The 23,332-nt window shown below is 47.6% G+C and carries 20 protein-coding genes; 15 read left to right on the plus strand and 5 right to left on the minus strand.

Features of this window, described 5'->3' with window-relative positions:
- Positions 1-48 precede the first annotated feature (48 nt).
- The 14 genes from asnS (at position 49) to rho (ending at position 15,515) form a co-directional block, all read left to right on the plus strand.
- A complete protein-coding gene (asnS, locus tag HHL16_RS04045) occupies positions 49-1,485 on the plus strand; it encodes an asparagine--tRNA ligase (protein WP_169423854.1) in 1,437 nt (478 codons plus the stop codon).
- A 123-nt stretch (positions 1,486-1,608) separates the two neighbouring features.
- The gene (locus tag HHL16_RS04050) at positions 1,609-2,151 is read left to right on the plus strand and encodes a biopolymer transporter ExbD (RefSeq protein ID WP_169423855.1); all 543 of its coding nucleotides are present in this window, start codon (positions 1,609-1,611) and stop codon (positions 2,149-2,151) included.
- 200 nt (positions 2,152-2,351) lie between these two features.
- Complete coding sequence (locus HHL16_RS04055; protein ID WP_169423856.1) at positions 2,352-3,296, plus strand: isopenicillin N synthase family oxygenase; 945 nt, start codon at positions 2,352-2,354, stop codon at positions 3,294-3,296.
- Positions 3,297-3,452: 156 nt separating this feature from the next.
- On the plus strand, positions 3,453-3,866 hold the full coding sequence (locus HHL16_RS04060; RefSeq protein WP_169423857.1) for a hypothetical protein: 414 nt from the start codon (positions 3,453-3,455) through the stop codon (positions 3,864-3,866).
- Positions 3,867-3,926: 60 nt separating this feature from the next.
- Complete coding sequence (locus tag HHL16_RS04065; RefSeq protein WP_169423858.1) at positions 3,927-4,517, plus strand: penicillin-binding protein activator LpoB; 591 nt, start codon at positions 3,927-3,929, stop codon at positions 4,515-4,517.
- A 25-nt stretch (positions 4,518-4,542) separates the two neighbouring features.
- On the plus strand, positions 4,543-5,955 hold the full coding sequence (locus HHL16_RS04070; RefSeq protein WP_240965776.1) for a hypothetical protein: 1,413 nt from the start codon (positions 4,543-4,545) through the stop codon (positions 5,953-5,955).
- Positions 5,956-6,582: 627 nt separating this feature from the next.
- Positions 6,583-6,762: a hypothetical protein gene (locus tag HHL16_RS04075; RefSeq protein ID WP_169423859.1), complete on the plus strand. Its 180-nt coding sequence runs from the start codon at positions 6,583-6,585 to the stop codon at positions 6,760-6,762.
- Between the two features lie 50 nt (positions 6,763-6,812).
- On the plus strand, positions 6,813-7,202 hold the full coding sequence (locus HHL16_RS04080) for a PadR family transcriptional regulator (RefSeq protein ID WP_169423860.1): 390 nt from the start codon (positions 6,813-6,815) through the stop codon (positions 7,200-7,202).
- 29 nt (positions 7,203-7,231) lie between these two features.
- The gene (locus HHL16_RS04085) at positions 7,232-9,424 is read left to right on the plus strand and encodes a PspC domain-containing protein (RefSeq protein WP_169423861.1); all 2,193 of its coding nucleotides are present in this window, start codon (positions 7,232-7,234) and stop codon (positions 9,422-9,424) included.
- 203 nt (positions 9,425-9,627) lie between these two features.
- Positions 9,628-10,713 carry a glycine cleavage system aminomethyltransferase GcvT gene (gene gcvT / locus HHL16_RS04090; protein ID WP_169423862.1) on the plus strand — a complete coding sequence of 362 codons (1,086 nt, stop codon included), beginning with the start codon at positions 9,628-9,630 and terminating at the stop codon, positions 10,711-10,713.
- Between the two features lie 60 nt (positions 10,714-10,773).
- The gene (locus HHL16_RS04095; RefSeq protein ID WP_169423863.1) at positions 10,774-11,259 is read left to right on the plus strand and encodes an SRPBCC family protein; all 486 of its coding nucleotides are present in this window, start codon (positions 10,774-10,776) and stop codon (positions 11,257-11,259) included.
- Between the two features lie 46 nt (positions 11,260-11,305).
- Complete coding sequence (locus tag HHL16_RS04100) at positions 11,306-12,043, plus strand: 2-phosphosulfolactate phosphatase (protein ID WP_169423864.1); 738 nt, start codon at positions 11,306-11,308, stop codon at positions 12,041-12,043.
- Positions 12,044-12,180: 137 nt separating this feature from the next.
- Positions 12,181-13,239, plus strand: a complete 1,059-nt coding sequence (locus tag HHL16_RS04105; RefSeq protein WP_169423865.1) for a mechanosensitive ion channel family protein — start codon at positions 12,181-12,183, stop codon at positions 13,237-13,239.
- A 587-nt stretch (positions 13,240-13,826) separates the two neighbouring features.
- Positions 13,827-15,515, plus strand: a complete 1,689-nt coding sequence (gene rho / locus HHL16_RS04110; RefSeq protein WP_169423866.1) for a transcription termination factor Rho — start codon at positions 13,827-13,829, stop codon at positions 15,513-15,515.
- Between the two features lie 85 nt (positions 15,516-15,600).
- On the opposite strand, the gene HHL16_RS04115 is transcribed toward rho, so the two are convergent.
- The 5 genes from HHL16_RS04115 to HHL16_RS04135 form a co-directional block, all read right to left on the minus strand.
- Positions 15,601-15,918, minus strand: a complete 318-nt coding sequence (locus tag HHL16_RS04115; protein WP_169423867.1) for a heavy metal-binding domain-containing protein — start codon at positions 15,916-15,918, stop codon at positions 15,601-15,603.
- 47 nt (positions 15,919-15,965) lie between these two features.
- A complete protein-coding gene (locus HHL16_RS04120) occupies positions 15,966-16,661 on the minus strand; it encodes a hypothetical protein (RefSeq protein ID WP_169423868.1) in 696 nt (231 codons plus the stop codon).
- 141 nt (positions 16,662-16,802) lie between these two features.
- Complete coding sequence (locus tag HHL16_RS04125) at positions 16,803-17,075, minus strand: 4a-hydroxytetrahydrobiopterin dehydratase (RefSeq protein WP_169423869.1); 273 nt, start codon at positions 17,073-17,075, stop codon at positions 16,803-16,805.
- A 17-nt stretch (positions 17,076-17,092) separates the two neighbouring features.
- Entirely contained in the window at positions 17,093-17,527 is a 435-nt protein-coding gene (locus HHL16_RS04130; RefSeq protein WP_169423870.1) for an IPExxxVDY family protein, read from the minus strand.
- A gap of 14 nt (positions 17,528-17,541) precedes the next feature.
- Complete coding sequence (locus tag HHL16_RS04135) at positions 17,542-19,197, minus strand: M20/M25/M40 family metallo-hydrolase (RefSeq protein ID WP_169423871.1); 1,656 nt, start codon at positions 19,195-19,197, stop codon at positions 17,542-17,544.
- Between the two features lie 292 nt (positions 19,198-19,489).
- On the opposite strand from HHL16_RS04135, the gene HHL16_RS04140 reads away from it, so the two are divergent.
- Positions 19,490-23,269 carry a DEAD/DEAH box helicase gene (locus HHL16_RS04140; protein ID WP_169423872.1) on the plus strand — a complete coding sequence of 1,260 codons (3,780 nt, stop codon included), beginning with the start codon at positions 19,490-19,492 and terminating at the stop codon, positions 23,267-23,269.
- Positions 23,270-23,332: the final 63 nt, after the last annotated feature.

A 23,332-nucleotide genomic window follows, 5' to 3' on the forward strand; every position in this document is an offset into this window, starting at 1 on the left:
TTCCCCGCCTGCAAAAAGCAGGCATTTATTGATAAAATCTGCAGAATTATGTTTAACAAAAGAGTCAAGATCAAAGAACTGCTGGCTACCGAACCGACGGGCCAGGAGGTTACAGTTATGGGTTGGGTGCGTACATTTCGCAACAATCAATTTATTGCGCTGAATGATGGCTCTACCAATAATAATCTGCAGATCGTAGTTGAACTCGGAATGCTGGACGAAGCCACGCTGAAAAGAATCACCACCAGCGCTTCGCTGAAAGTAACCGGAGAATGTATTCCTTCGCTGGGCAAGGGCCAGAAAATGGAGATCAAGGCAAAAAGCATCGAGATCCTGGGCGACAGCGACCCTGAGCAATACCCTATTCAGCCCAAAAAGCACAGTCTGGAGTTCCTGCGCGAAAAAGCGCACCTGCGTTTCCGTACCAACACATTCGCGGCAGTATTCCGCATTCGTCATACACTGGCTTTTGCCATTCACAAATTCTTCCATGAGAAAGGATTTGTATATATGCACACGCCCGTGATCACTGCCAGCGATGCCGAAGGCGCCGGTGAAATGTTCCGTGTAACCACCCTTCCGATGGATAACCCTCCGCGCAACGAAGACGGTACCATCGATTTCAAAGAAGATTTCTTCGGACGCAGCACCAACCTCACTGTGAGCGGACAGCTCGAAGGTGAACTGGCAGCTACCGCATTCAGCGAAATCTATACTTTCGGACCAACCTTCCGTGCCGAGAACTCCAACACAGCGCGTCACCTCGCTGAGTTCTGGATGATTGAGCCGGAAATGGCCTTCTGCGATATCGAAGACAATATGAACCTCGCGGAAGAATTCATCCGCTACGTAATCAAATATGCACTGGAACACAACCGTGAGGATATCGAGTTTCTGGCGCAGCGCCTCGCCGAAGAAGAGAAATCGCTTCCGCAGGACAAACGCAGCGAACTGGGACTTCTCGAAAAACTGGATTTTGTAGTGAACAACAACTTCGAGCGCATCACTTACACAGAAGCAATCGATATTCTGCTGCAATCGCCCGCGTACAAGAAGAAAAAATTCCAGTACGAAGTGAAATGGGGAATCGATATGCAGAGCGAGCACGAACGTTATCTGGTAGAGAAGCATTTCAAAAAACCGGTGATTGTTACCAACTATCCGAAAGACATCAAATCTTTCTACATGCGTCTCAACGAAGATGGCAAAACCGTAGCAGCGATGGATATTCTGGCTCCGGGCATCGGCGAAATCGTTGGAGGATCGCAGCGTGAAGAACGTTATGATGTGCTGGTCGAAAAAATGAATGCCATGGGCATCCCCACCGAAGAACTGTGGTGGTACCTCGATACCCGCCGCTTCGGAACTGTGCCCCATGCAGGTTTCGGTCTCGGATTCGAGCGTCTGGTGCTGTTCGTTACCGGTATGACAAATATCCGCGATGTGATTGCATTCCCTCGCACACCAAAGAGCGCAGAGTTTTAATTGAAAGAAATATCAAACCGCATAACAGGGCTGTCTCAACAATGAGGCGGCCCTTTTTTCTGTGATATATTGGAAGATGTATGGAAAAGTTTTCATCGTGTATCTCATATGAAAACTACCTGTATGGCTGAAATAAATATGGCAGCCAACTCCGGCAGAGCCGGTGTTCGCCGAAGCAAAAAGTTATCTACCCGCGTTGATCTTACTCCAATGGTAGATCTTGGATTTCTGCTGATCACCTTCTTTATTTTCACTACCACCATGTCTGAGCCGAAGGCTACAAAGTTAATCATGCCTGCTGACGGCCCTCCGTCAGAATCCGGCGAAAGCAGCTCCCTTACTGCAGTTCTGCTCGATGAAGACAAAGTGTTCTACTACCACGGCTCATTGGAAGAAGCTCAGAAAAATGGCACCTATGGCACTACCAATTTTTCATACGCTAACGGTCTCGGACAAGTGATTCGTGAAAAACAAACGCTCCTCAACAGCAGAAAACAAAATGGCAGAAAAGACCTTGTATTCATGATCAAACCACTGGACAACTCAGCTTACAAAAACGTAATCGATGTGCTCGACGAAGTAATGATCAATGGTGTTGGCACATATGCCCTGATGGACATCGACCCAACCGAAAAAGAAACAATTCTCAAACTGGTAAAGCCATGAAAAGTACCAGACACTACAATCCTTAATCCCTGATGGTTGTACAGAACAGCAACCGAAAGCAACTCCGAAATCCCGGCCCTTCGCCGGGATTTTTGTTTGCTCTGCCATATCCTGCCGGTAATCCCCTCTTTCAAACACCGCAGGATTTTCGTAAATTGTTATTTGCAGTACCTTCGCATAACATTCTTAAATAATTTGTCATGGCAATACCGGTAGTTAACCTCGCCGATTTTACATCAGGCGATCCTGAGCTGAAACAAGCATTTGTGAATCAATTGGGCAAAGCATATGAAGATGTTGGCTTTGTAGCTGTGAAGAATCATGGTATCCCCGACGCATTGATCGCCGACCTCTACAAATATGTGCAACAGTTCTTTTCACTTCCTTCGGATGAAAAGAAAAAATACGAAGTTCCGGGGCTGGCAGGCCAGCGCGGCTATACATCTTTCGGAAAAGAACATGCGAAAGGAAGTGATGCACCGGATCTGAAAGAGTTTTTCCAGTATGGACAGATCGTTGAAGACAATGATCCCATCAAATCGGAATACCCGGATAATGTGAAAGTGACTGAAGTAGCAGGGTTCAACCCAACATTCGAAGATGCATACCGCGCATTCGAAGTATCCGGAAAAGCGCTGCTGCAGGCGATTGCCCTCTATCTCGGCCTCGATGAGCACTATTTCGATCAGCATATCCACAATGGCAATTCCATTCTGCGCGCCATTCACTATCCGCCGATTACGCAGGAACCGAAATCGGCTATCCGCGCAGAACAGCACGAAGATATCAACCTCATCACCTTACTGGTAGGAGCATCAGCAGACGGATTACAGATACTCACCAAACAGAACGAATGGGTGGGAGTAACATCACTGCCGGAACAGATTGTAGTGAATGTGGGCGATATGCTGCAACGCCTTACGAACAACAAACTGAAATCAACCACGCATCGTGTGGTGAACCCTTCGCGTGACAAATGGCATACTTCACGCTTCTCTATTCCGTTCTTTCTTCATCCGAAAGGAGAAATGAGTCTGGCTTGTCTGGAAAGCTGTATCGATGCCAATCATCCAAAAGCTTATCCTGATGCCACTGCGGGAGAGTATTTAGACGAACGTTTACGCGAAATAGGGTTAAAAAAATAGAACGGATAGGGGTAGACCCGGTTCGGTTTGTCTTATAGCTGATTCAGGTACCGGAAGAGTACCCAGAAACCTGAAAATCAGCGGCATGGGCGGTTTTAACGCCCGGTTAACGCAAACCTGATTAGCTTTGTATCAGTTCATTAAAACTAGAAGGCTATGAAAAAAGTAATACTTCCACTTTTTGCCTTGATCACTCTGGCAACAACAGCCGGAGCTCAAAACCTTGCACCCGACCAGAACCCCAACTATCTGGTGAGCCAGCAAAAATATATGCGAATGGCTGACTCCGTGAACACATGGCACAGCACTACACCACAGGAAACCTATAAGGCTATCGATTTTCTGGCCGATAAAAGGGAAGCCCGTGCGCAACGCAAACAGTTCCGCCGCGAACTGAGACTCGAAAGAGCACGCTGGGGGTACGACAGTTACTATGGTAACGGCTACTACTATCCTACTTCTTACTATGGAGGTTGGGGTGGCTATGGCAGGTACGGTCGTCACAATCACTGGAACAATTATCTGTGGGGCGCCGCAGCAGGTATTGGATTATCATCCTGGTGGTGGTAATAAAATCAATTGCCTCACCTGCGCGTTATTCACAAAACCATTTGTATTAAATATCTCAATATGAAAAAATTTCTGTTGGCTTGTACAGCTGTTGTGGCTGTAAGTGTATTTTCTGTATCCTGTAAAACCCAGGTAACCCGTATCGATCCGGGTGAGCAGGTTGATCTCAGCGGCCGCTGGAACAATACCGACTCCAGACTTGTATCTGAAGAAATGATTCAGGACGTATTGAATCAGGCATGGCTCGGCAATCACCTGGAAGCCAACAAAGGACAGAAACCTGTAGTGATCGTAGGCTTTGTTACCAACAAAAGCCATGAACATATCGAAGCAGAAACCTTTGTGAAAGATATCGAGCAAACCTTCATCAGATCACAAAGAGTAAGACTGGTTCAGGGTGGAAAGAAAAGAGAAGAACTCCGTGCCGAAAAAGCAGACCAGCAAACGAACGCCTCCGCTTCTTCCATGAAGAAATTCGGACTGGAACAAGGCGCTGACTACATTCTGCAAGGTTCTATCAACTCCATTGTGGATTCACAGAAAAGAAGAAAAGTGGTATACTATCAGATCAATCTGGAGCTTACCAATATCCAAACCAACGAAATCGTTTGGAACGGAGACAAGAAGATCGCTAAATACGTGAAGAACTAGTTTGTAGTAAACCAGAGCCTTTTCAATGCAGTTACTACCTAATAATAAGAGAGCATTGGCTTTACTTCCGCTAATGCTCTTTTTCTTTTCCTGCGTTACTTACAACAACCGCATTGCTGAATACTATTCAGAAGTGCGGCAGAATAATTTTGCCGCAGCGGATGCAAAGCTGGAAAGCACCAAGATCCTGCGGGCAAAACGCAATCGCCTGCTCTATTATTTCGAGAAAGGAAAGATGGCCCATCTGCTGAAACAGTACGATTCGAGCAACAGGTATTTCAACGATGCGGATATCTTCATGGAAGAAGTTCGCACCACGGCCGGAGATGTTGCCGTGGGTACTTTGCTGAACCCTATGATGCAGACCTACAAAGGCGAAGCCTTTGAAAAGTTCATGCTTCATTACTACAAAGCGCTCAACTATCTCTATCTCGGCAAAACGGCTGATGCACTGGTTGAAGCAAGAAGGATCTCCATTTCCAACTACGAACTCGACGATAAGACCAAAAGCGAGAACAAATACAGTGATGATGCATTCTCACTTATGTTGCAGGGCATCATTTACGAAACCTCTGGCGACTGGAACAATGCCTTCATTTCGTATCGCAACTCGGTAGATCTTTTTCTGAAGAACAACAACAGCTACTACGGAGTTTCCATTCCCGATCAGCTGAAAAAGGATTTGCTGCATGCAGCCTACATGAACGGATTTTCCGATGAACTGGGCCGCTACGAAAAATTACTCAATACCACCTATACCCGAAGCGAAGCATCGCCCGGCGGTGAGCTGGTATTGTTCTGGGAAAACGGACTGGCGCCAGTTAAGGAAGAACAGAATTTCTTTTTCACGCTCACCAAAGACGGATTAGGAAACTTCACATTTGTAGATGCTACCGGTTCTTTCAACATACCATTCAATTTCAGCGGAACCAGCATCAGGGATTCGGACCTTAAACTTGCTGATCTCCGCAGTTTCAGAGTGGCGTTTCCGCGATATGTGGAGCAACCGATGTTCTATCGCAATGCCACAGCCACCTTAAACGGAAAGCAATTCACGCTCGAAAAAGCTGAGAACATCAATGCGCTTGCATTCACTACGCTTCGCGAACGTTTTCTCAAAGAGATGGGAGTAGCGCTCAGCAGACTGGTGGTGAAAAAGCTTGCAGAAATGGCGGTTCGTCCGAATGAGAACGACAAGAACAAAGACACCCGCGAAGCGATCTCACTGGCTATTCAGGCTTTCAGTCTGGCTACAGAGAAAGCAGATACGCGCAACTGGCAGAGCCTCCCGCATACTATTTATTATACGAGAATACCTTTGCAGGCAGGAACCAATCAGATCAAGTTCCAGGCGAGCGGCCAATCTAATCAGGATGTGAATCTGGTTATTGAAGGAAAGGGAAGATTGGTGGTGCAGAATATTGTTACGTTGAGATAAGCAGTGAATCAATAAAAGATATCAGCCCGGCTCATCAGCCGGGCTTTTTTATTCGCCGCACAGGCCTTTTGAATGAAGGTTATGAGCCAAAAACTTTCCTGAATCGATTAGGTAAAGGGAGTTTTCATAAAACACCTCAGAAAAGCAAAGACCACGCTCAACTATCTTTTATTATGTATTGTGCATAATCAGCCACCCCTCATTCTCCCACTCATAGCGGGTAAGGCGGGGGTGTCGGGGTATGATAACTGCGGCCTTGGAATATGTTGAACAACAGTTGATTAGACACCTCTCGCTTAATCCTCCGTACCTCCGTCCATCTATGTAACTACTCTGCCGGGCATATTCCTCGCCCGCTGTTTTCATACCCCGCAACCAGCCGAAAATACTCCTCAACCACTCATCCCACCTCAATAACCATCCATCAAAACCCCAAAATCGCCCATTTCGCCGAAACCCGCTCTCCATCTGCATTTCCCCTCAAACCCATTACTTTCCTATAAAGATTACCTGAAAAAACTAAGTACTATGTGTTGCATAGTACTAATATTCTTCCTATGTTTGTGTTGTGAATGATCGATCTCATCAAATATTGACCATTCAAAGTATATGTTAGTAAAAGTTGCCTTGGTTGTTTTTATCTTGACCTCTCTGCTGACCGCCAGCATGGACGATCAGCAAACAATCGCAGAACCGGTAGCCGCCTCTCGATCAGTAACTGCTGAAAAAGCGGAAACGAAAGTGTCGGAAGCCACTGCCGGATGGGCCGAAGAATTTACACCCATTACTTTTGTGTCTTACAGATAATAGCAATCAACAAGTATAGCCAGCCCCTCGGGGCAAAAAAGAACAAGCATATGAATATCGAGAACACACAGAGCCAAATGCGAAAAGGGATTCTGGAGTTCTGCATCCTGTCAATCATCAGGCGGGGAGAAGCTTACCCGAGTGATATTGTTGACGAAATGCGGGGCGCCAATCTGCAGATCCTTGAAGGAACCCTGTACCCCCTGCTCACCCGTTTGAAAAATGCAGACATGCTAACTTATCGATGGGTCGAAAGCAACAGCGGGCCGCCACGCAAATATTTTTCTTTAACCCCCAAGGGTGAAACGTTCTATCTCGAACTGCAGGAAACCTGGAACGAACTGGCAAATGCCGTGAATGCACTGGCCAGCAAGAAGGATTCACTTCCTTCCACCGCAGGTGCCAACGCAATAGAACCCGAACCCAACGATTCCAACTAACCAACTATCAACCGCCAAATTGCAGAACAATGAAAAAAGTCATCAACATAAATTTCCAGGGCAGGGTGATTCCCATCGAGGAAACCGCCTTCGATCTGCTGAAGCAATACATAGACAGTTTGCGCAGCTATTTCGCCAGGGAAGAAGGTCGGGATGAAATTATCAATGATATTGAAAGCCGCATTGCGGAACTGTTTTCCGAGCGACTGAAAAAAGGCGCCGTTTGCATCACCGACGACGATGTGAATGCCATCAGCGCCAGCATCGGACGCCCCGAAGATTTTGAAGAAGATAATGGTGGATCATCCACTGAATCGGCTTCCGCATCAGCGCACTCCGGCCAGCAACAGCAGCAGCACACCGAATCAGCGTCTGCGCGCAGCTACAATACCGGTACCGGCCGTGGCCGTCTCTACCGCAACAGCGACGATCAGATTCTCGGTGGTGTATGTAGTGGTCTTGCCAACTACGTTGGTATCGACCCTGTGGTACTGAGAATTCTCTTTGTACTGCTCATCGCTCCACTGTTCTGGGTGTACATCCTGCTGTGGATTGTGGTTCCGGCAAAATCAATTCAGACCAATATCACCAAACGTCTCTACAGAAGCAGGGAAGATAAAGTGATTGCGGGTGTGGCTGGTGGTCTCGCATCGTATTTCAAGATCGATGCATGGATCCCCCGACTCATCTTCGCCCTCCCTCTCCTGCTGGCATTGATTTCTGGTCCTTTTGATTTCTTCTGGCACGACTGGGGTTTCTGGAGCGGACCTAAATTCATCACCGGATCTCTCGGAAGTACACTCTTTATAACATATGTGATCCTTTGGATTGCAGTACCAGTAGCAGTTACAGCCTCAGAGAAACTGGAAGCACGTGGCGAAAGAGTTGATATCAATTCCATCGCAGATACTGTAAAAGAAGATCTCGAAAGCATCAGAGCCAAAGGCGGAAGCTTCGGCAGTGAAGTGAAACAATCTGCAGAAAACCTCGGAGCAAAAGCAAAAGAAATGGGCGCTGAAGCCAGTCAGGCTTTCAAAACCTATTCTTCGGAAGCAAGTAATAAAGTTCGCAGCTCTGGTGCCGGCCATGTGATTGGCGTACTCTTCAAAGCTTTCTTCCTCTGTATCGCAGGCATCATCGCCATCGCACTGTTCTTTGTGCTGCTGGGATTGCTGTTCGGAAGCTTCTCCGTGTTCCCGCTGAAGAATTTCCTGCTCGAAGGTTTCAATCAGGATCTGCTGGCATGGCTCACGCTGCTGCTTTTCCTCGGAATACCTATCGTGGCATTGCTTACCTGGCTGATCCGCCGCATCGCAGGTGTTCGTTCAAAAAACAATTACCTCGGTTATGCTTTCGGAAGCCTCTGGACCATCGGACTGATCAGCATGATTGTACTGCTGGGACTCGTAAGCCGCAATTTCAAAACCAGCGACTCCGCACCGCAGCAATACACCGAACTCAAAACCAGCAGCGACAGACTGATGGTAGACCTCAAGCCCGAACCCGCACACGATTATACCAGCGACTGGTTTGGCATGGACGAAGAAGACTGGCCGTTCTACGCTGTAAATCCCGATACACTTATGCTGAGCACAGTTCGGGTGGATGTAGTGAAAAGCCTCGATTCTAATTATCATGCAAAAATTGTGAGGCTCTCCCGCGGACGTACTCCTGAAGTAGCAAGAGCACTCGCCAGCAAGATCGATTTTCCGATTGCACTGGAAAATAATACCCTCTATCTGCCGCATGGCTTTGGCATCAGCCGCGATGAGAAATTCAGAAACCAGCAGGTAAGAGTGATCATCGAAGTGCCGGTAGGGAAAAGAATTCAGTTGGCCCGCGATATCAATAATTACGAGTCTTTCGAGATCCGTACCACCCGCCGCCGCAATCGCTACGACGATGAGATCGACCGCCACAGATACTGGATCGAACCTGGCGAAGAATATATCATGACCAGCAACGACGGTCCAAGAAAAGTAGCGGATATGGACGAAGTAGAACTGAGAAAAGGAAATATCAAACTCCGCTTCAAAGACAAAGACGCAGAGTTCAATGCTGAGATCAATACTGGAGACAGTGACGAGAACAACTCAGACGATCAGCAGACCAAACCCAATAGCGACAACAATCCCAATAACGAATACCGTTATCGCGGAAGAGAACAGAAAAAAGCAATTACAGATACAGTGGCCACCGCTCCTAAAAAAGCGAAGATCTAGTACCACTGCACTAACATAGGTTGAAGTTGGAACAAAAGGGTCCGGCGCCGGTAGCGGCGGGGCCCTTTTTCATTTTATCGCTGCTTTAGGGCCATCCGAACGGTTACCACGGATTACCCCGGTATGATCATTTCTTCACCTGGTACATCCTTTTGTTTTATTATCAATCGCAAACTTTATTTTTGCTGCTCTAAAATCGCTATATGAAGAATACTCCTTTTACGAACAAGCACATTGCGCTGGGTGCTAAGATGGCTGAGTTCGCGGGTTACAACATGCCGATCTCTTATACGGGAATCAACGATGAACATGCCGCTGTGCGCAACAACGCCGGTGTTTTTGATGTAAGCCATATGGGCGAGTTCATTCTGAAAGGAGAAAATGCCCTGGACCTGATCCAGCGTGTTACTACCAATGATGCCAGCAAGCTGACCGACGGAAAAGCACAGTACAGCTCACTTCCCAACGACAATGGCGGACTGGTGGACGATCTGCTGGTTTACTGCATCGAAGAGAACAAAACCTACATGCTGGTGGTGAACGCCAGTAACATCGAGAAAGACTGGAACCGCATTTCCAGCTTCAACACAAAGGGCGTTGAAATGCACAATGTGAGCGACAAAACCTGTCTGCTTGCCATTCAGGGACCAAACGCAACCAAAATGCTGCAGGCTCTCACAGACATGGACATTCTCAACCTCAAGTACTACACATTTGCCAAAGGCAAGTTCGCCGGAGTAGACAATGTACTCGTGAGTGCAACAGGTTATACCGGTGCAGGTGGTGTGGAGATCTACTTTGAAGACAAAGACGGCAATGCCGATAAAATATGGGATGCCATCTTCGAAGTTGGCGGACCACAGGGCCTGAAGCCAATCGGCCTCGGTGCACGCGACACCCTTCGCCTCGAAATGGGATTCTGCCTTTACGGAAATGATATCGACGACAATACCTCTCCGCTCGAAGCTGGTCTCGGATGGATCACCAAATTCACCAAAGACTTCCCTTCGCGCGCGATCTTCGAAAAACAAAAAGCTGATGGTGTAGCCCTCAAGCTGGTTGGTTTTGAAATGATCGACAGAGGTATTCCCCGTCACGATTACGAAATCGCAGACAAAGACGGAAACGTTATCGGAAGAGTAACCTCAGGAACACAGAGCCCAAGCCTCGGCAAAGCCATTGGCATCGGTTATGTACAAACAGCGCTCGCTACGCTGGACAATATCATTTACATCAAAGTAAGAGATAAACTCCTGCAAGCGAAAATTGTGAAGTTCCCGTTTGCATAAGAAGGCTTGGCGCATTTATTGCAGCTGTATCCACCCGATCACCGCAGCAATCAATCACCTATGCCCACTATTCATCTCACAACATTTATTGCGGCTCCGGTAGAACGTGTGTTCGACCTGAGCCGCAGTATTGAACTTCACCGGAAATCGATGAGCCATACCGGCGAAGAAGCCGTTGCCGGAACCACCTCCGGTCTGCTCGATCTCAACGACACTGTTACCTGGAAAGCAAAACATCTGATGAAGACCAGGTACATGAAAGTAACCATCTCCGCCATGAGCCGCCCCTTAACTTTCACCGACGAAATGGTCAAAGGCGACCTCAGGAGCATGAAGCACGAACACCATTTCAAGCAGATCGATAACGGCACACTGATGATCGATGTGTTCCAATTCGAAAGCCCCTACGGATTTATAGGATCGGCACTCAACAAACTGTTTCTCAGCAAATATTTCGCAAAACTGCTGGCGCAGCGCAATGAATTTCTCCGCCAGTGCGCGGAGACCGACAAATGGAAATTTGTTCTAATGAACAGTAACGTGTAAAATTGCAGCGAATTTCAGGTTATCTAATCAAATCTCAGCCACAGGCATGTCTCAAGCAAAACCCTCATTATACACTTCTCTTTCTCCGGCGCTTTTACATTTATACGATCTCAACAATACTGTAGTAGTAATTATCGATGTATTGCGTGCCACCAGCACCATCGCTACTGCTCTGTTCAACGGCGCGCGCAGCGTTATTCCCGTAGACAGCGTAGCAAGATGCATCGAGCTGGGAAAGAATATCGATTCCATCACCGCAGGTGAGCGGGACGGACAAATTGCAGAGGGACTGCAATACGGCAACTCGCCTTTCGAATATCCTGAATCGTTCGTTAAAGGCAAAACCCTTGTGCTCACCACCACCAATGGCACCAAGCTGCTGCATATGGCGCTGGAGCGCGGTGCAGGTGAGATCGTTACAGGATCATTTCCCAACCTCTCGGCAGTTTGCGATTATCTCGTTGCAGCAAAGAAGAATGTGATTCTCGGTTGTGCGGCATGGAAAGACAAAGTGAATCTCGAAGACACACTCTTTGCCGGTGCAGTGATCGATCGCATCAGCGAGCACTTCTCCATCAACTGCGATTCTTCCAAACTCGCATCCACATTGTATTCCGCAGCTAAGAGCGATCTCTATGAATTCATGAAGGCACAGAATGCTTCGCATTATCAGCGCCTCACCGGATTCGGACTCGAAAAAGATATCCGTTACTGCCTCACACCTGATGGTGCGAATATCCTTCCCTTTTACGCCAACGGCAAGCTCACAATACACAGCTGGTAAGGAGGTTTCTTCGGGTTAAACGATTTTAATGGTCCGCAATTTGCTGCAAAAGCCAGATTGGCCGCTCATTTGCGTAAGTTTGCAGCATCCCCCCTGCCTCAACCGTTATTTCGTAATACCTGTAAAAACCCGCGTTTATGGATTCATTCTGGAAGTACCAGTTCTGGGGCAACAGCATCCTTTCGTATACCATTGCAGCCGGCAGCATATTGCTCGCCTGGATAATTATTCGTCTCATCAGGGGAAAACTGCTGAAGAAAATACTGCAATGGACCTCCAAAACAGAAAGCCGTTACGATGATATCGCATTAAGCAGCATACAGAAATTTGTACTGCCCTGGATCTATATTTTCGTAAACTATCAGATACTACAGCAATTGACATGGACGCCAAAATGGGAACGTGTTCTTCACGTAGCCATGGCCGTTGTATCCATGTATTTCTTTATCCGCATTGTTAATCACGTGCTCTCGCTGATGCTCTCCGGCATCATGCGCAAACGCAACGAATCGGAGCATCGCATGAAACAGATGCGTGGCGCATTGCTGGTGCTGAAAGTGATTGTGTGGGTACTCGGCATCATCTTCCTCATCGATAATCTCGGTTACAACGTTACCACCATGATTGCCGGTTTGGGCGTGGGTGGCATCGCCATTGCACTGGCAGCGCAAACCATACTGGGCGACCTTTTCGGCTATTTCGTGATCTTCTTCGACAAACCATTCGAGATCGGAGACTATGTAGTGATGGGAGACAAATCGGGGAACATCGAATACATCGGCATCAAAACCACGCGCATCAGAAGTTTGTCCGGAGAACAGCTGGTGATCACCAACTCGGACCTTACCAAGCAAAGCCTTGCGAACTTCAAAAGTCTGCAGCAGCGCAGGGAAGTGATGAAGCTCGGTATCACCTACGACACACCAGTGGAAATGCTCAGAGAAGTGCCGGCGATGGTGAAGCAGATTGTAGAGAGCAAGCCCAAAACAAAGTTCGATCGTGCACATATGTCTGCGCTTGCAGACTCCAGCATCAACTTTGAAATTGTTTATCTTATCCAGACCAACGATTACAGCGAATACATGGATGTACGGCAGGCGGTACTGCTGGATATTCTCTCCAGGTTCAAAGAGTCGAAGATCAACTTTGCCTATCCCACTCAAACGCTTTACTACAAAACCACTGCAGTGGTGTAGGTTGACGAATAGCAATATTTTCAGCATCGGCAATTGGCTGCAACAACGGATTCGGCCCGCTTTCGACGAAAAGTGAATAAGCTGAAGGCTGAGAGCGAAAGCTTTTGTGTCGAACTGTAATTCAGCGCGGCAGGCAACAGAAAATGGTACAATCAATATCTGAAGAACAATCGGGAAAGCCGCAATACACCAGCGTTTCGCAAGTTGCACTGCATTGCAGCGGGCTGTTAATGAATCTGTAAATGAAGGGAGGAAACCAGGGCGTGATACTAACAGGTAAGGGTAAACCTGTACCCGCAAAAGAGCACGGTAAAGCCCGGATTGTCAGGGTTTCAGAGCGGCTGAAAGCCGCGATGGACGGTGAAAATTGCCCGCGGACCGAAGCCTTTGCAGGCATTGAAAAATTTTTGCTTTTTGCAAATTTGACGTATTATTGTGCCGGAATAAGACTGATAAGTCCCCCCGAATTCTCTCAAAGCTCGTCAGTTTTTCTGATTCCGTTCAAAAAAGTAACTCATTTCAAATCGTTTTTTCAACACACAAAGATTGGTTTTCTAATCAAGTGTTAAACACTCATCAAGACTTTTATGTATGACATTCTGCAACTGAACGACATGCTCGTTCCTGAGCTGCTGGATATAGCAGAGCAGTATAAAATCTCCAACGCTAAAAAGCTCGACAAGCAAGAACTGATCTACAAGATCCTCGACAAACAGGCCGTCCTGGCCAGTGCCAACAAAGGCAACAACGCTGCAGAAGACAAAGGCAAACGCAAACGTGTTATCAAAGCAACCACTGGAAATACAACTGAAGAAGCAGAAGTAATGAGCGGTGGCGACGACAAGAAAAAAGAAGCAAAAGAAACTCCAAGAAAAGAGCCTGTAGCAAAGAAGAAAGCTGTAGCTGAAAAAGCAGCAGCTCCCGCAGCGGCTCCTGCACCTGTCGCCAAAAAAACACGTGGCAAAAAGGAAGCAGAGCCGGTAGAAGATGCTCAACCACTCGATATCGAATCTAACCAACCAGATATTCATGAAGATGATGTAGCAGAGATCCCGCAACCTGCCGAGGTTACAGAAGCACAGCCACAGCAGGGAAATGGCAATGCAGATCATCAGCAAAGACCTTATCAGAACCGCCGCGAAACAGCCTTCAACATTGAGTTCGATGGTGTGATCCTCGGCGAAGGCGTTCTCGAAATGATGCCCGATGGATATGGTTTTCTCCGTTCTTCAGATTACAACTACCTCTCTTCTCCCGACGATATTTATGTGTCTCCTTCCCAGATCAAACTTTTCGGTCTCAAAACCGGGGATACTGTGTACGGAGCCGTTCGTCCTCCAAAAGAAGGTGAAAAATATTTCGCACTGCTGAAAGTTGAAACCATCAACGGCAAGCAGCCGGAAGATGTGCGCGACCGTGTTCCTTTCGATTACCTCACTCCGCTTTTCCCTTACGAGAAGCTGAATCTCTTCACTACTCCTACCAGCTACAGCACGCGTATCATGGATCTCTTCGCGCCGATCGGTAAAGGTCAGCGTGGATTGATTGTGGCGCAACCAAAGACCGGTAAAACCGTTCTGCTGAAAGAAGTAGCGAATGCTATCGCTATGAACCATCCGGAATGTTACCTGATGGTGGTACTGGTAGATGAGCGCCCTGAGGAGGTTACCGATATGGAGCGCAGCGTAAAAGCTGAAGTAATCGCTTCTACCTTCGATGAGCCAGCTGAAAAGCACGTGAAGGTTTCTACCATCGCACTGCAGAAAGCCAAAAGACTTGTTGAGTGTGGTCACGATGTGATCATCCTGCTGGATTCCATCACACGTCTGGCCCGCGCACACAACACCGTAGCGCCTGCCTCAGGTAAGGTTCTCTCAGGTGGTGTGGAAGCTAACGCCATGCAGAAACCGAAACAATTCTTCGGTGCTGCCCGTAAGATCGAAAATGGCGGATCACTTACTATTCTCGCTACTGCACTGATCGACACCGGCTCCAAAATGGATGAGGTGATCTTCGAAGAGTTCAAAGGTACCGGCAACATGGAGCTTCAGCTCGATCGTCGCCTGGCTAACCGCCGCATCTTCCCTGCAATCGATCTCGTTGCTTCTTCTACCCGCCGCGACGATCTGCTGCTCGAAAAAGAAGTATTGCAGCGCATGAACCTGCTTCGTGTATACCTCACCGATATGAATACCGAAGAAGCGATGCACGAACTGCTCAGAAGAATGCGTGGAACCAAAGACAATCAGGAGTTCCTTGCGAGCATGAATGGATAATAACAGGATAACAAACCTGCTAAAATATAAGAGGGCGGCTCAATTACCTGAGTCGCCCTCTTTCTTTTTATCGTTACTTTTCTGCTTAGATCTTTACCGCTGTACCGGTGGCTACTACCATCAGCATACTGCCTTTGCCGCCTACGGTTTCAAAATCGAGATCGATGCCAACTACTGCATTTGCTCCGAGCGCCTGCGCCTTTTGCTGCAGCTCTGCCATCGCATTTTGTTTAGCCTCAGCAATCACCCGCTCGTATGTGCCGCTACGGCCACCTACGATATCGCGCAGGCCTGCGAATATGTCTTTGAAGATATTGGCTCCGATAATCACTTCGGCGCTGATTACGCCGAGGTAATGTTGAATGGGTTGCCCCTCTACGGTGTTGGTGGTGGTTAATAGCATCGATTAGTGTTTATAGATTAGTAGAGAATCGGGGTAGAATATTACGGTTACTTCAGGGTTACTCCTTTCAGGCGCTCTTTCCGCCAGGTGCCTGCGAGCTTTTGAGCGGCATCCAGATCATCGAGTTCGTAGAGATCGTACATCTTGTCGGTGAGATTGATTTTCCAGACGGTTACTTTTTTCCCTGCATCTTCCTCATTCTCCTGCGTTCCTACAATGGCGAGTTCGTTGTTGCTAAGCCAGAATGCATCTTCCACAGTACCTCCGGGCCCCATAAAAAGCAGTCGCTCTTTTTTGCCGGTTTTCGGATTGATGAGACTTACTTCTGTATCCGGCCCGCCGGCAGTGCCGATGAAGCGGCCCCTGCCATCTTTTACGATATCGATATTGTAGCTGTCGAGATCGATGAACCTCGTGCTGTCCGGCGAATACTTGAGAAAACTTCCGTAATTGGCGTAATAGCTTTTAGGAGGAGAGAATTCACTGGTGAGCGTGCTGTCTTCTTCATAGCTGCTCTTGTATTTGAATTTGCTCCAGTCGAACGAAGGGATGCGGGTTTTCACATAATCGGTGAACCCTGCCGTATGAAATTTCTGAATGGTTTCAGACGTAAGTGTGGTATCCGGACCAACCACCACTATGCTGTCGGTATCAGTATCGTTGTCTTCTGCTTTTTTATCGGAACTGTTATTGCATGCTGCAAAGAGCAAAGCCAGCAAACCTGTGTAAATAGTGTATTTCATCGTGTATCGGTTGATGATTAAGATACGCAATAATTGTGCAGCTGCCTGTTAAGCAGGCAAAGGGGCAGGATGATTTAACGGCGTTTTAATTGATAAACAAACCGTGAAAAGTTGGTTGAACAGCTGGGCTGAGCAGGCAGATCAGTTGCCTGTCTGGCTTTTGCCGGATCCGGCACCCGTGTCTGCGAAGATAGCATCGATCTTCTGCGCCAGCTTTTTGTCTTTTTCGGTGATGATATTCCCCGCATCGTGCGTGGAGAGCCAGATCTCTACTTTGCTGTACACGTTGCTCCAGAGTGGGTGGTGATCCAATTTTTCAGCTTCGATGGCTACACGCGTCATAAAAGCAAATGCTTCGGAGAAGTTCCGGAATTCGAACTTCCGGTACAACTGATTATTCTTTTCCTGCCACATAAAGAGAATTTTGAGTGCTAGAAAATAAGATGCCCCCTGTTCTTGATCTTTTCGTTGGTCAACTCGGTAACAAGCTGAACAGCGGTAATGGAACGGATGCTCTGTACCAGTTGCTGCATAAAATCTTCTGCCACGATATCGCCCTTCAGCAACCAGAGAAAATCGAGGTGTTTGAACTCAGGCAACAGGTATTCGCCATCGAACTGATTGTGATAGAGGTAATGCACCAGGCTGGCGGTCGGCTCCCTGTATTCGAAGATAGAGAAATAATACTGGCGCTGTTTCTTGTACAGCTGTATTTCGATATCATTATTGATACGAAAATCATATCGCAGCAGGTTATTGAGCTGCCAGCAGAACTGGTAGTTCTTTACGGAAGCTACGATACCCAGCAGCCGGGTATTGTCGAAAAAATCATCCGCCAGATCGTCGAAATCGAGTTTGAGTTTCATGTGTGAAGTTGTAACTAAAACTGTACGCTGGCTTCAAGGCTTTCTTTGCCGCGATTGAATTTCACAGTGGTGCTCTCTCCTTTTTTGAATTTGGAGAGCGCCTGCATATAACCTTCCACCGATGAAATGGAATGCGCGCCAAGTTGTGTGATTACATCGCCGGCTTTGAGACCTGCTTTCTGGGCGGGCCTGTTATCGCTCACGCCATCCACACGTACACCCGATCCGCTGAAGCTGTAATCCGGCATAATGCCGAGGGTTACACTGAAGCGGGCGGAAGTAGTGGTCTGCGTTTCGCGGGTTTTGGTGAATGCGAGTCTGCCTTTGAGATTGCTGGCCGTTACCAGATTCTCGATGAGCTTTATCACATAGAATTCGCCGGTATAGTTGATCTTGTTGAAATCGTCGGATGGTTTGTGGTAGTCTGTGTGCAATCCGGTAAAGAAGAACAACACAGGAATATCCATTCTGTAGAAAGAAGTATGATCGCTTGGGCCGGTACCGCTGCTGTCGAATTTGAAAGTGAGCGGAGTGGTTTTGCTGGTGAAGCCGCTGAAGAGCTCGCCCCACACGGGTGATGTTCCGTAACCCCCTACTGTCAATACTTTGCTGCTGTCGTTGAGGCGGCCTACCATATCCATATTGATCATATAATTCACCGTTTTGAGATCGATGGTAGGGTTCTGCGTAAAATATTTAGAGCCGTTCAATCCCAGTTCTTCGGCTGAGAATGCAATGAAGAGATAGTTGTTGTTCTTGTTCTTCGAGGCTTTGATGAGGCGCGCGAGTTCGATAAGTGCTGCCGTACCACTGGCATTGTCATCAGCGCCGTTATGGATCTGATTCTTCACATTCGGCACCATGGAGTTGCCGTCTTCGCCATATCCGAGGTGATCGAAGTGTGCTCCCAGCACAATAGTTTGCGGAGCGCCGTTATCGAGGTAACCGATTACGTTATGTCCGGTTCTGGTTTTGTTGCCAATGTCTACACGGATCTTGATATCATAAGAAGCTGATTCGTCTTTCAGGTGATCTTTCATGGCTTTGGGCGTGAGGTAAACCACGGGAATGGGCGCAGCAGCTACACGGTCTTTGCCATTGAACTTCAGATTGTCTTTGATAGAACTGGTATTGTAGAGAACCAGTGCGGTGGCTCCTTTCGAAGCCATCTTGATGGCTTTTTCTTTGATGGCTGCCTCGATATCGAAATGCGGATTCTCTTTGTTATCCTCCAGCATATTCTTCAGATCGAGAAACCAGGGAACATCTTTCTCTGCAAGCGCCATGGTAACAGCAGCATCTACACTGGTATTGGGACTGAATGCCAGCGGAAAGAAATCTGTATTCAGTTTCAGATCATGATCATTGATAATAAAAAGCGTGGAAGGATTTACCTGACGGCCTTCGTTGATCTCAAAAGGTTGAAGCCATTTATCGCTGCCCTTCGGGTTGAGGCCAGCCAGTTCAAACTGTTTGCTGATGTACTCGCTTGCGAGTTTTTCGCCATTGGTTCCGGCACGGCGGCCTTCGAGCTTGTCGTCTGCGAGGTAAGAAATATGTGCCTCCAGATTGGCAATAACAGCCTTATCTGCCTTTTTGAGGCGTTGTGCATTTGTACCTTGAGAAACGATAAGCAACAGGGAAGCTACACTCAATGCGCGGGTTAGCATACAGTAGTAATTTATCTTTAATAGTAGGAATCGATGCAAAGGTATAATTGTCAAACCCTATACCAATCATCCGGCGCAATAAATTCCTGCTTTGGTAAACCAATCTCCAGCACGGATAACCGCAAAACTGCGGATATGCCCACTATTTGCGCAACTCGCTGATTGTAAACCCCGGATGTTGAATTTCCATTAAGATTTGCTTTTTGCCTTTATAAGCTCGTGTTTTTTCCTTTACTTTTGCAGATTGCCCTTTTCAAAGAGGAAGGGGGAGGAATAACAATTAAAGATCAGCATGGCACTACCACATCTCATTAAGTACGTGTATACCAATGGAACTGATGAAGTGATCCGTAGAGGAAAGAAGATCCACGCCATTGGTTATGTAGAGTTGGTGGATTACGACGAGCTTCTCGACTCCGTTGTCTTCCGTGTAAAGGACGATAGCTACGCAACCTACTATAAAGTGAGCATCCAGAAGTTCAAAGACCCAAGGAATCTCTCCGTTCGTTGCGCCTGTCCATACAACCTGGGCGATATCTGCCGGCACGAAGCTGCTGCACTCATCATGCTGCAGGAGATGCTCGACAAGAACATGCTCAAGACCGAAGAGGTTGAATACGATCAGCGCCACACCGTGGTGAAGATGAAATTCATCGATCTTAAAACCCTCCGCCTGCTCTGCTCTCCGGAATCTTACACCGAAGCAGAAGTATACCTCCGCACACAGCGCGCAGATATCGAATATGCTAAAGACGAAGTGGTAAAAGCCAATGTAACCATCGAAGGCAAAGCATACAAAGTGGTGCTTCGCAAAAATGAAGAGAGAAACTTCGATACCAGCTGCGATTATGAAGACAAAGCGCATCCGCTCGGCCTTCCCAAAGTAATTGTGTTTTTGCAGCTGCTCAATGCATATGGTCCCTACTACTTCGACACCATCCGCAACTGGGATAAAGAAAAAAATAAACTGCTCGAAGCATACGGATATTCACTCACCGATAACCTCGAAGGCAAATTTGAGTTTACCTACAAAGAAGGAAAACCATTTCTGCGGGTGCTCGATCCCAGCATCAAACGTGTGAGCCCACAAGACTCTGCCCGCATGCGTGCCAAACCGGTAATGGCCGAAGCCGAAACGGTAGAAGTTGAAATTCCCGAAGAAGGACTCAAAGCCGCACCAGCCGGGCCTTCACAAAGGCTGGGTATTGTTTTCAACTTCACTGCCGAAGGTTATCCCGGCTTCACCATCGATGCTATCAGCGGAGAAGCCAATGAATCTTTTACGGAATTCACCGGAAAAGTAGAGAAGCACGATCTCAGCAAATTTGTGAACATCGACAGTTTCAACGAACAGGATAAACAACTCTTCGCCCCCATCCGCAAAATGCAGGATAGCGAGATCACCAAATACCTGAACCGCAACTCGCCATTCAGCGGTATCTGGGAAAATATCATTCACCACGAAAGCGATGAGCTGCCCGAAGAGACCAAGGCGCTCATGAGTGAATACCTGCATCCCAAACTGAAAAAACTTTTTACCGATATCGCCTCCAATCCTTTCGTTTTTTACCTGAACGAGAAGAAGGCGTTCAAAACAGCCAATCTGCAAACGGTTGGTGTAGTAACGGATTTCATTGTTCCTTACTTTAAAGTGGCTCCCAATAAGAACCAGTTTGAAGTAGAAGCATGGGTTAGGCTGAACGGACAGAATGTGCCCATCACCGAAAACATGATGAACACCGGACTGGTTTTCTTTTACAACGAAAACCTCTTCCTCTGGGATACATCAGAAATAGTGAACCTCATAAGCCGCTTCCAAAGCAAAGGCGGCAAACTCAGCTTCTCCAAATCCGAATGGCCTGAGCAGCTCCGTTCGTTTGTGCTGCCGCTCACGCGGGAGTATCATGTAGAGTTCGATCCTTCGCTGATCAGTGAAGTGAAAGACGGTGATCCTGAAAAACGTGTAGTGCTGCAGGAAAAAGGCGACTACCTCATCTTCATGCCCCTCTTCTCCTACAAAGGATTTGAAACAAAGGCAGGAGGAAAAGATGAACTCATCATCCCTGACGGCGACAAGGTGTTGGTAGTTCATCGCGATAAAGAAAAAGAGCTCCAGTTCTTCAAAAAACTGGAAGCACTCCATAGCAATTTCGTTCGCCCCGATGGCGGACAACAACTGGCACTCAAGGGAAGTGATGTTCTGAAGAACAACTGGTTCTTCCTCTTCGTTGATGCCATGAAGGATATGAAAGTGCCCGTATTCGGATACGATGCACTGAAGAATTTCCGCTTCAACACAGCCAAGCCACAAACGCGCATCCATATCAGCAGCAATACCGATTGGTTCGATGCCCGGGTAGACATTCTCTTCGGCGAACAGAAAGTAACCATTGCCGATGTGAAGAAAGCCCTCGCCAACCGCCAGCAGTTCGTAACGCTGAACGATGGCACGCTCGGTATTCTTCCCGAAGAATGGATCAAGAAATATTCCCTGCTCTTCCGCGTAGGCGAAGGCAAGCAGAACCAGCTGAAGTTGTCGAAATACCACATGAGTGTGATCGATGAACTGTACGAAGACAGAAACGAAGAAGAGCTGGTACTGAAACTGGAAGAAAAATACGAAACGCTCAAGAGCTTCAATAAGATCAAAGAGATACCCGTACCGGAACACTTGAAACCGATATTGCGTCCGTATCAGGAGCACGGCTTCCACTGGCTCAATTACCTGAGCGAGATCGGATGGGGCGGTATTCTGGCAGACGACATGGGTCTCGGTAAAACCATTCAGGCACTGTCGTACCTCTACTACTTCCGTATGCATCATGGAAAACTGCGTGCACTGGTTGTGTGCCCCACCACCCTGATGTTCAACTGGGAGAATGAGATAAAGAAGTTCACGCCGGAGCTTACCTACCATATTCATCATGGCGGCGAGCGCACGCGCGACAAAGAGCAACTGGCTAAAGCAGAAGTGATCATCACCACATACGGAACACTCCGCAGCGATATCAAACTGCTGGTAGATCTTCCGCTCGACTATGTAGTGCTCGATGAAAGCCAGGCTATCAAGAACCCCGCCAGCAAGGTAACGAAAGCAGCGAGCCTGCTGAATTCGAAAAATCGTTTGTGCCTTAGCGGTACCCCATTGCAGAATAACACTTTCGATATTTTTGCGCAGATGAACTTCCTGAATCCGGGCATGCTCGGAAGCATCGAGTTCTTCCGCCAGGAGTTTGCAATTCCTATCGACAAGTTCGGTGAAGCCGATCGCAAAGATCATCTTCGCAAACTGTTGTTCCCGTTCATTCTCCGCCGTACCAAAGAACAGGTAGCGAAAGATCTTCCCGAAAAAACAGAAACCATCCTCTATTGCGAAATGGAAGATGAACAACGCAATATCTACGATGCGTACAGGAACGATTTCCGCGACAAGATCCTCGGTACCATCGAATCGCAGGGCATTCAGCGTTCTCAGCTCACCATCCTGCAGGGCCTGATGAAGCTGCGCCAGATCTGCGACTCTCCGGCCATTCTCAACGAACAGGAGAAATTCCCCAATCACAGCATCAAACTCGAAGAACTGGGCCGCGAGATCACCGAAAACATCAGCAACCACAAAGCGCTGGTGTTCTCGCAATTCCTCGGCATGCTGGGATTGATCAAAGAAAAATTAAGAGAACTGAATGTAGATTTCGAGTACTTCGACGGAAGCACCACAGCGCCCGATCGTGAGAAAGCCATTCAGCGATTCCAGAACGATGAGAAGTGCCGCGTATTCCTGATCTCTCTCAAAGCAGGTGGTGTGGGTCTTAACCTTACTGCCGCAGATTACGTATACATCGTTGACCCATGGTGGAACCCTGCCGTTGAGCAACAGGCCATTGACCGTACACACCGTATCGGACAAACTAAAAACATCTTCGCTTACCGGATGATCTGTAAGGATACCATCGAAGACAAGATCCTTCAGCTTCAGGATAAGAAAAGAGTACTGGCCAAAGACCTGATCACAGACGACGAAGGATTTGTGAAGAGTCTCAGCCGCGAAGATGTGGAATACCTGTTCAGTTAAACTTGTTCCAACCAACAGGATCATAGCAATACTATTTCCGGATAACCGGCTGGCCGGCAAACA

This window comes from Pseudoflavitalea sp. G-6-1-2 (assembly GCF_012927185.1).
In the GTDB taxonomy this organism is placed as follows: Bacteria; Bacteroidota; Bacteroidia; order Chitinophagales; family Chitinophagaceae; genus Pseudobacter.

Coding starts and splice junctions, on each gene's coding strand:
- HHL16_RS04080 (WP_169423860.1), top strand. CDS start 6,813: ATGAATATCGAGAACACACAGAGCCAAATGCGAAAAGGGATTCTGGAG.
- HHL16_RS04125 (WP_169423869.1), bottom strand. CDS start 17,075: ATGTGGCAGGAAAAGAATAATCAGTTGTACCGGAAGTTCGAATTCCGG.
- HHL16_RS04105 (WP_169423865.1), top strand. CDS start 12,181: ATGGATTCATTCTGGAAGTACCAGTTCTGGGGCAACAGCATCCTTTCG.
- HHL16_RS04065 (WP_169423858.1), top strand. CDS start 3,927: ATGAAAAAATTTCTGTTGGCTTGTACAGCTGTTGTGGCTGTAAGTGTA.
- HHL16_RS04050 (WP_169423855.1), top strand. CDS start 1,609: ATGGCTGAAATAAATATGGCAGCCAACTCCGGCAGAGCCGGTGTTCGC.
- HHL16_RS04140 (WP_169423872.1), top strand. CDS start 19,490: ATGGCACTACCACATCTCATTAAGTACGTGTATACCAATGGAACTGAT.
- HHL16_RS04100 (WP_169423864.1), top strand. CDS start 11,306: ATGTCTCAAGCAAAACCCTCATTATACACTTCTCTTTCTCCGGCGCTT.
- HHL16_RS04060 (WP_169423857.1), top strand. CDS start 3,453: ATGAAAAAAGTAATACTTCCACTTTTTGCCTTGATCACTCTGGCAACA.
- HHL16_RS04120 (WP_169423868.1), bottom strand. CDS start 16,661: ATGAAATACACTATTTACACAGGTTTGCTGGCTTTGCTCTTTGCAGCA.
- asnS (WP_169423854.1), top strand. CDS start 49: ATGTTTAACAAAAGAGTCAAGATCAAAGAACTGCTGGCTACCGAACCG.
- HHL16_RS04095 (WP_169423863.1), top strand. CDS start 10,774: ATGCCCACTATTCATCTCACAACATTTATTGCGGCTCCGGTAGAACGT.
- gcvT (WP_169423862.1), top strand. CDS start 9,628: ATGAAGAATACTCCTTTTACGAACAAGCACATTGCGCTGGGTGCTAAG.
- HHL16_RS04135 (WP_169423871.1), bottom strand. CDS start 19,197: ATGCTAACCCGCGCATTGAGTGTAGCTTCCCTGTTGCTTATCGTTTCT.
- HHL16_RS04055 (WP_169423856.1), top strand. CDS start 2,352: ATGGCAATACCGGTAGTTAACCTCGCCGATTTTACATCAGGCGATCCT.
- HHL16_RS04085 (WP_169423861.1), top strand. CDS start 7,232: ATGAAAAAAGTCATCAACATAAATTTCCAGGGCAGGGTGATTCCCATC.
- HHL16_RS04115 (WP_169423867.1), bottom strand. CDS start 15,918: ATGCTATTAACCACCACCAACACCGTAGAGGGGCAACCCATTCAACAT.
- rho (WP_169423866.1), top strand. CDS start 13,827: ATGTATGACATTCTGCAACTGAACGACATGCTCGTTCCTGAGCTGCTG.
- HHL16_RS04130 (WP_169423870.1), bottom strand. CDS start 17,527: ATGAAACTCAAACTCGATTTCGACGATCTGGCGGATGATTTTTTCGAC.
- HHL16_RS04070 (WP_240965776.1), top strand. CDS start 4,543: ATGCAGTTACTACCTAATAATAAGAGAGCATTGGCTTTACTTCCGCTA.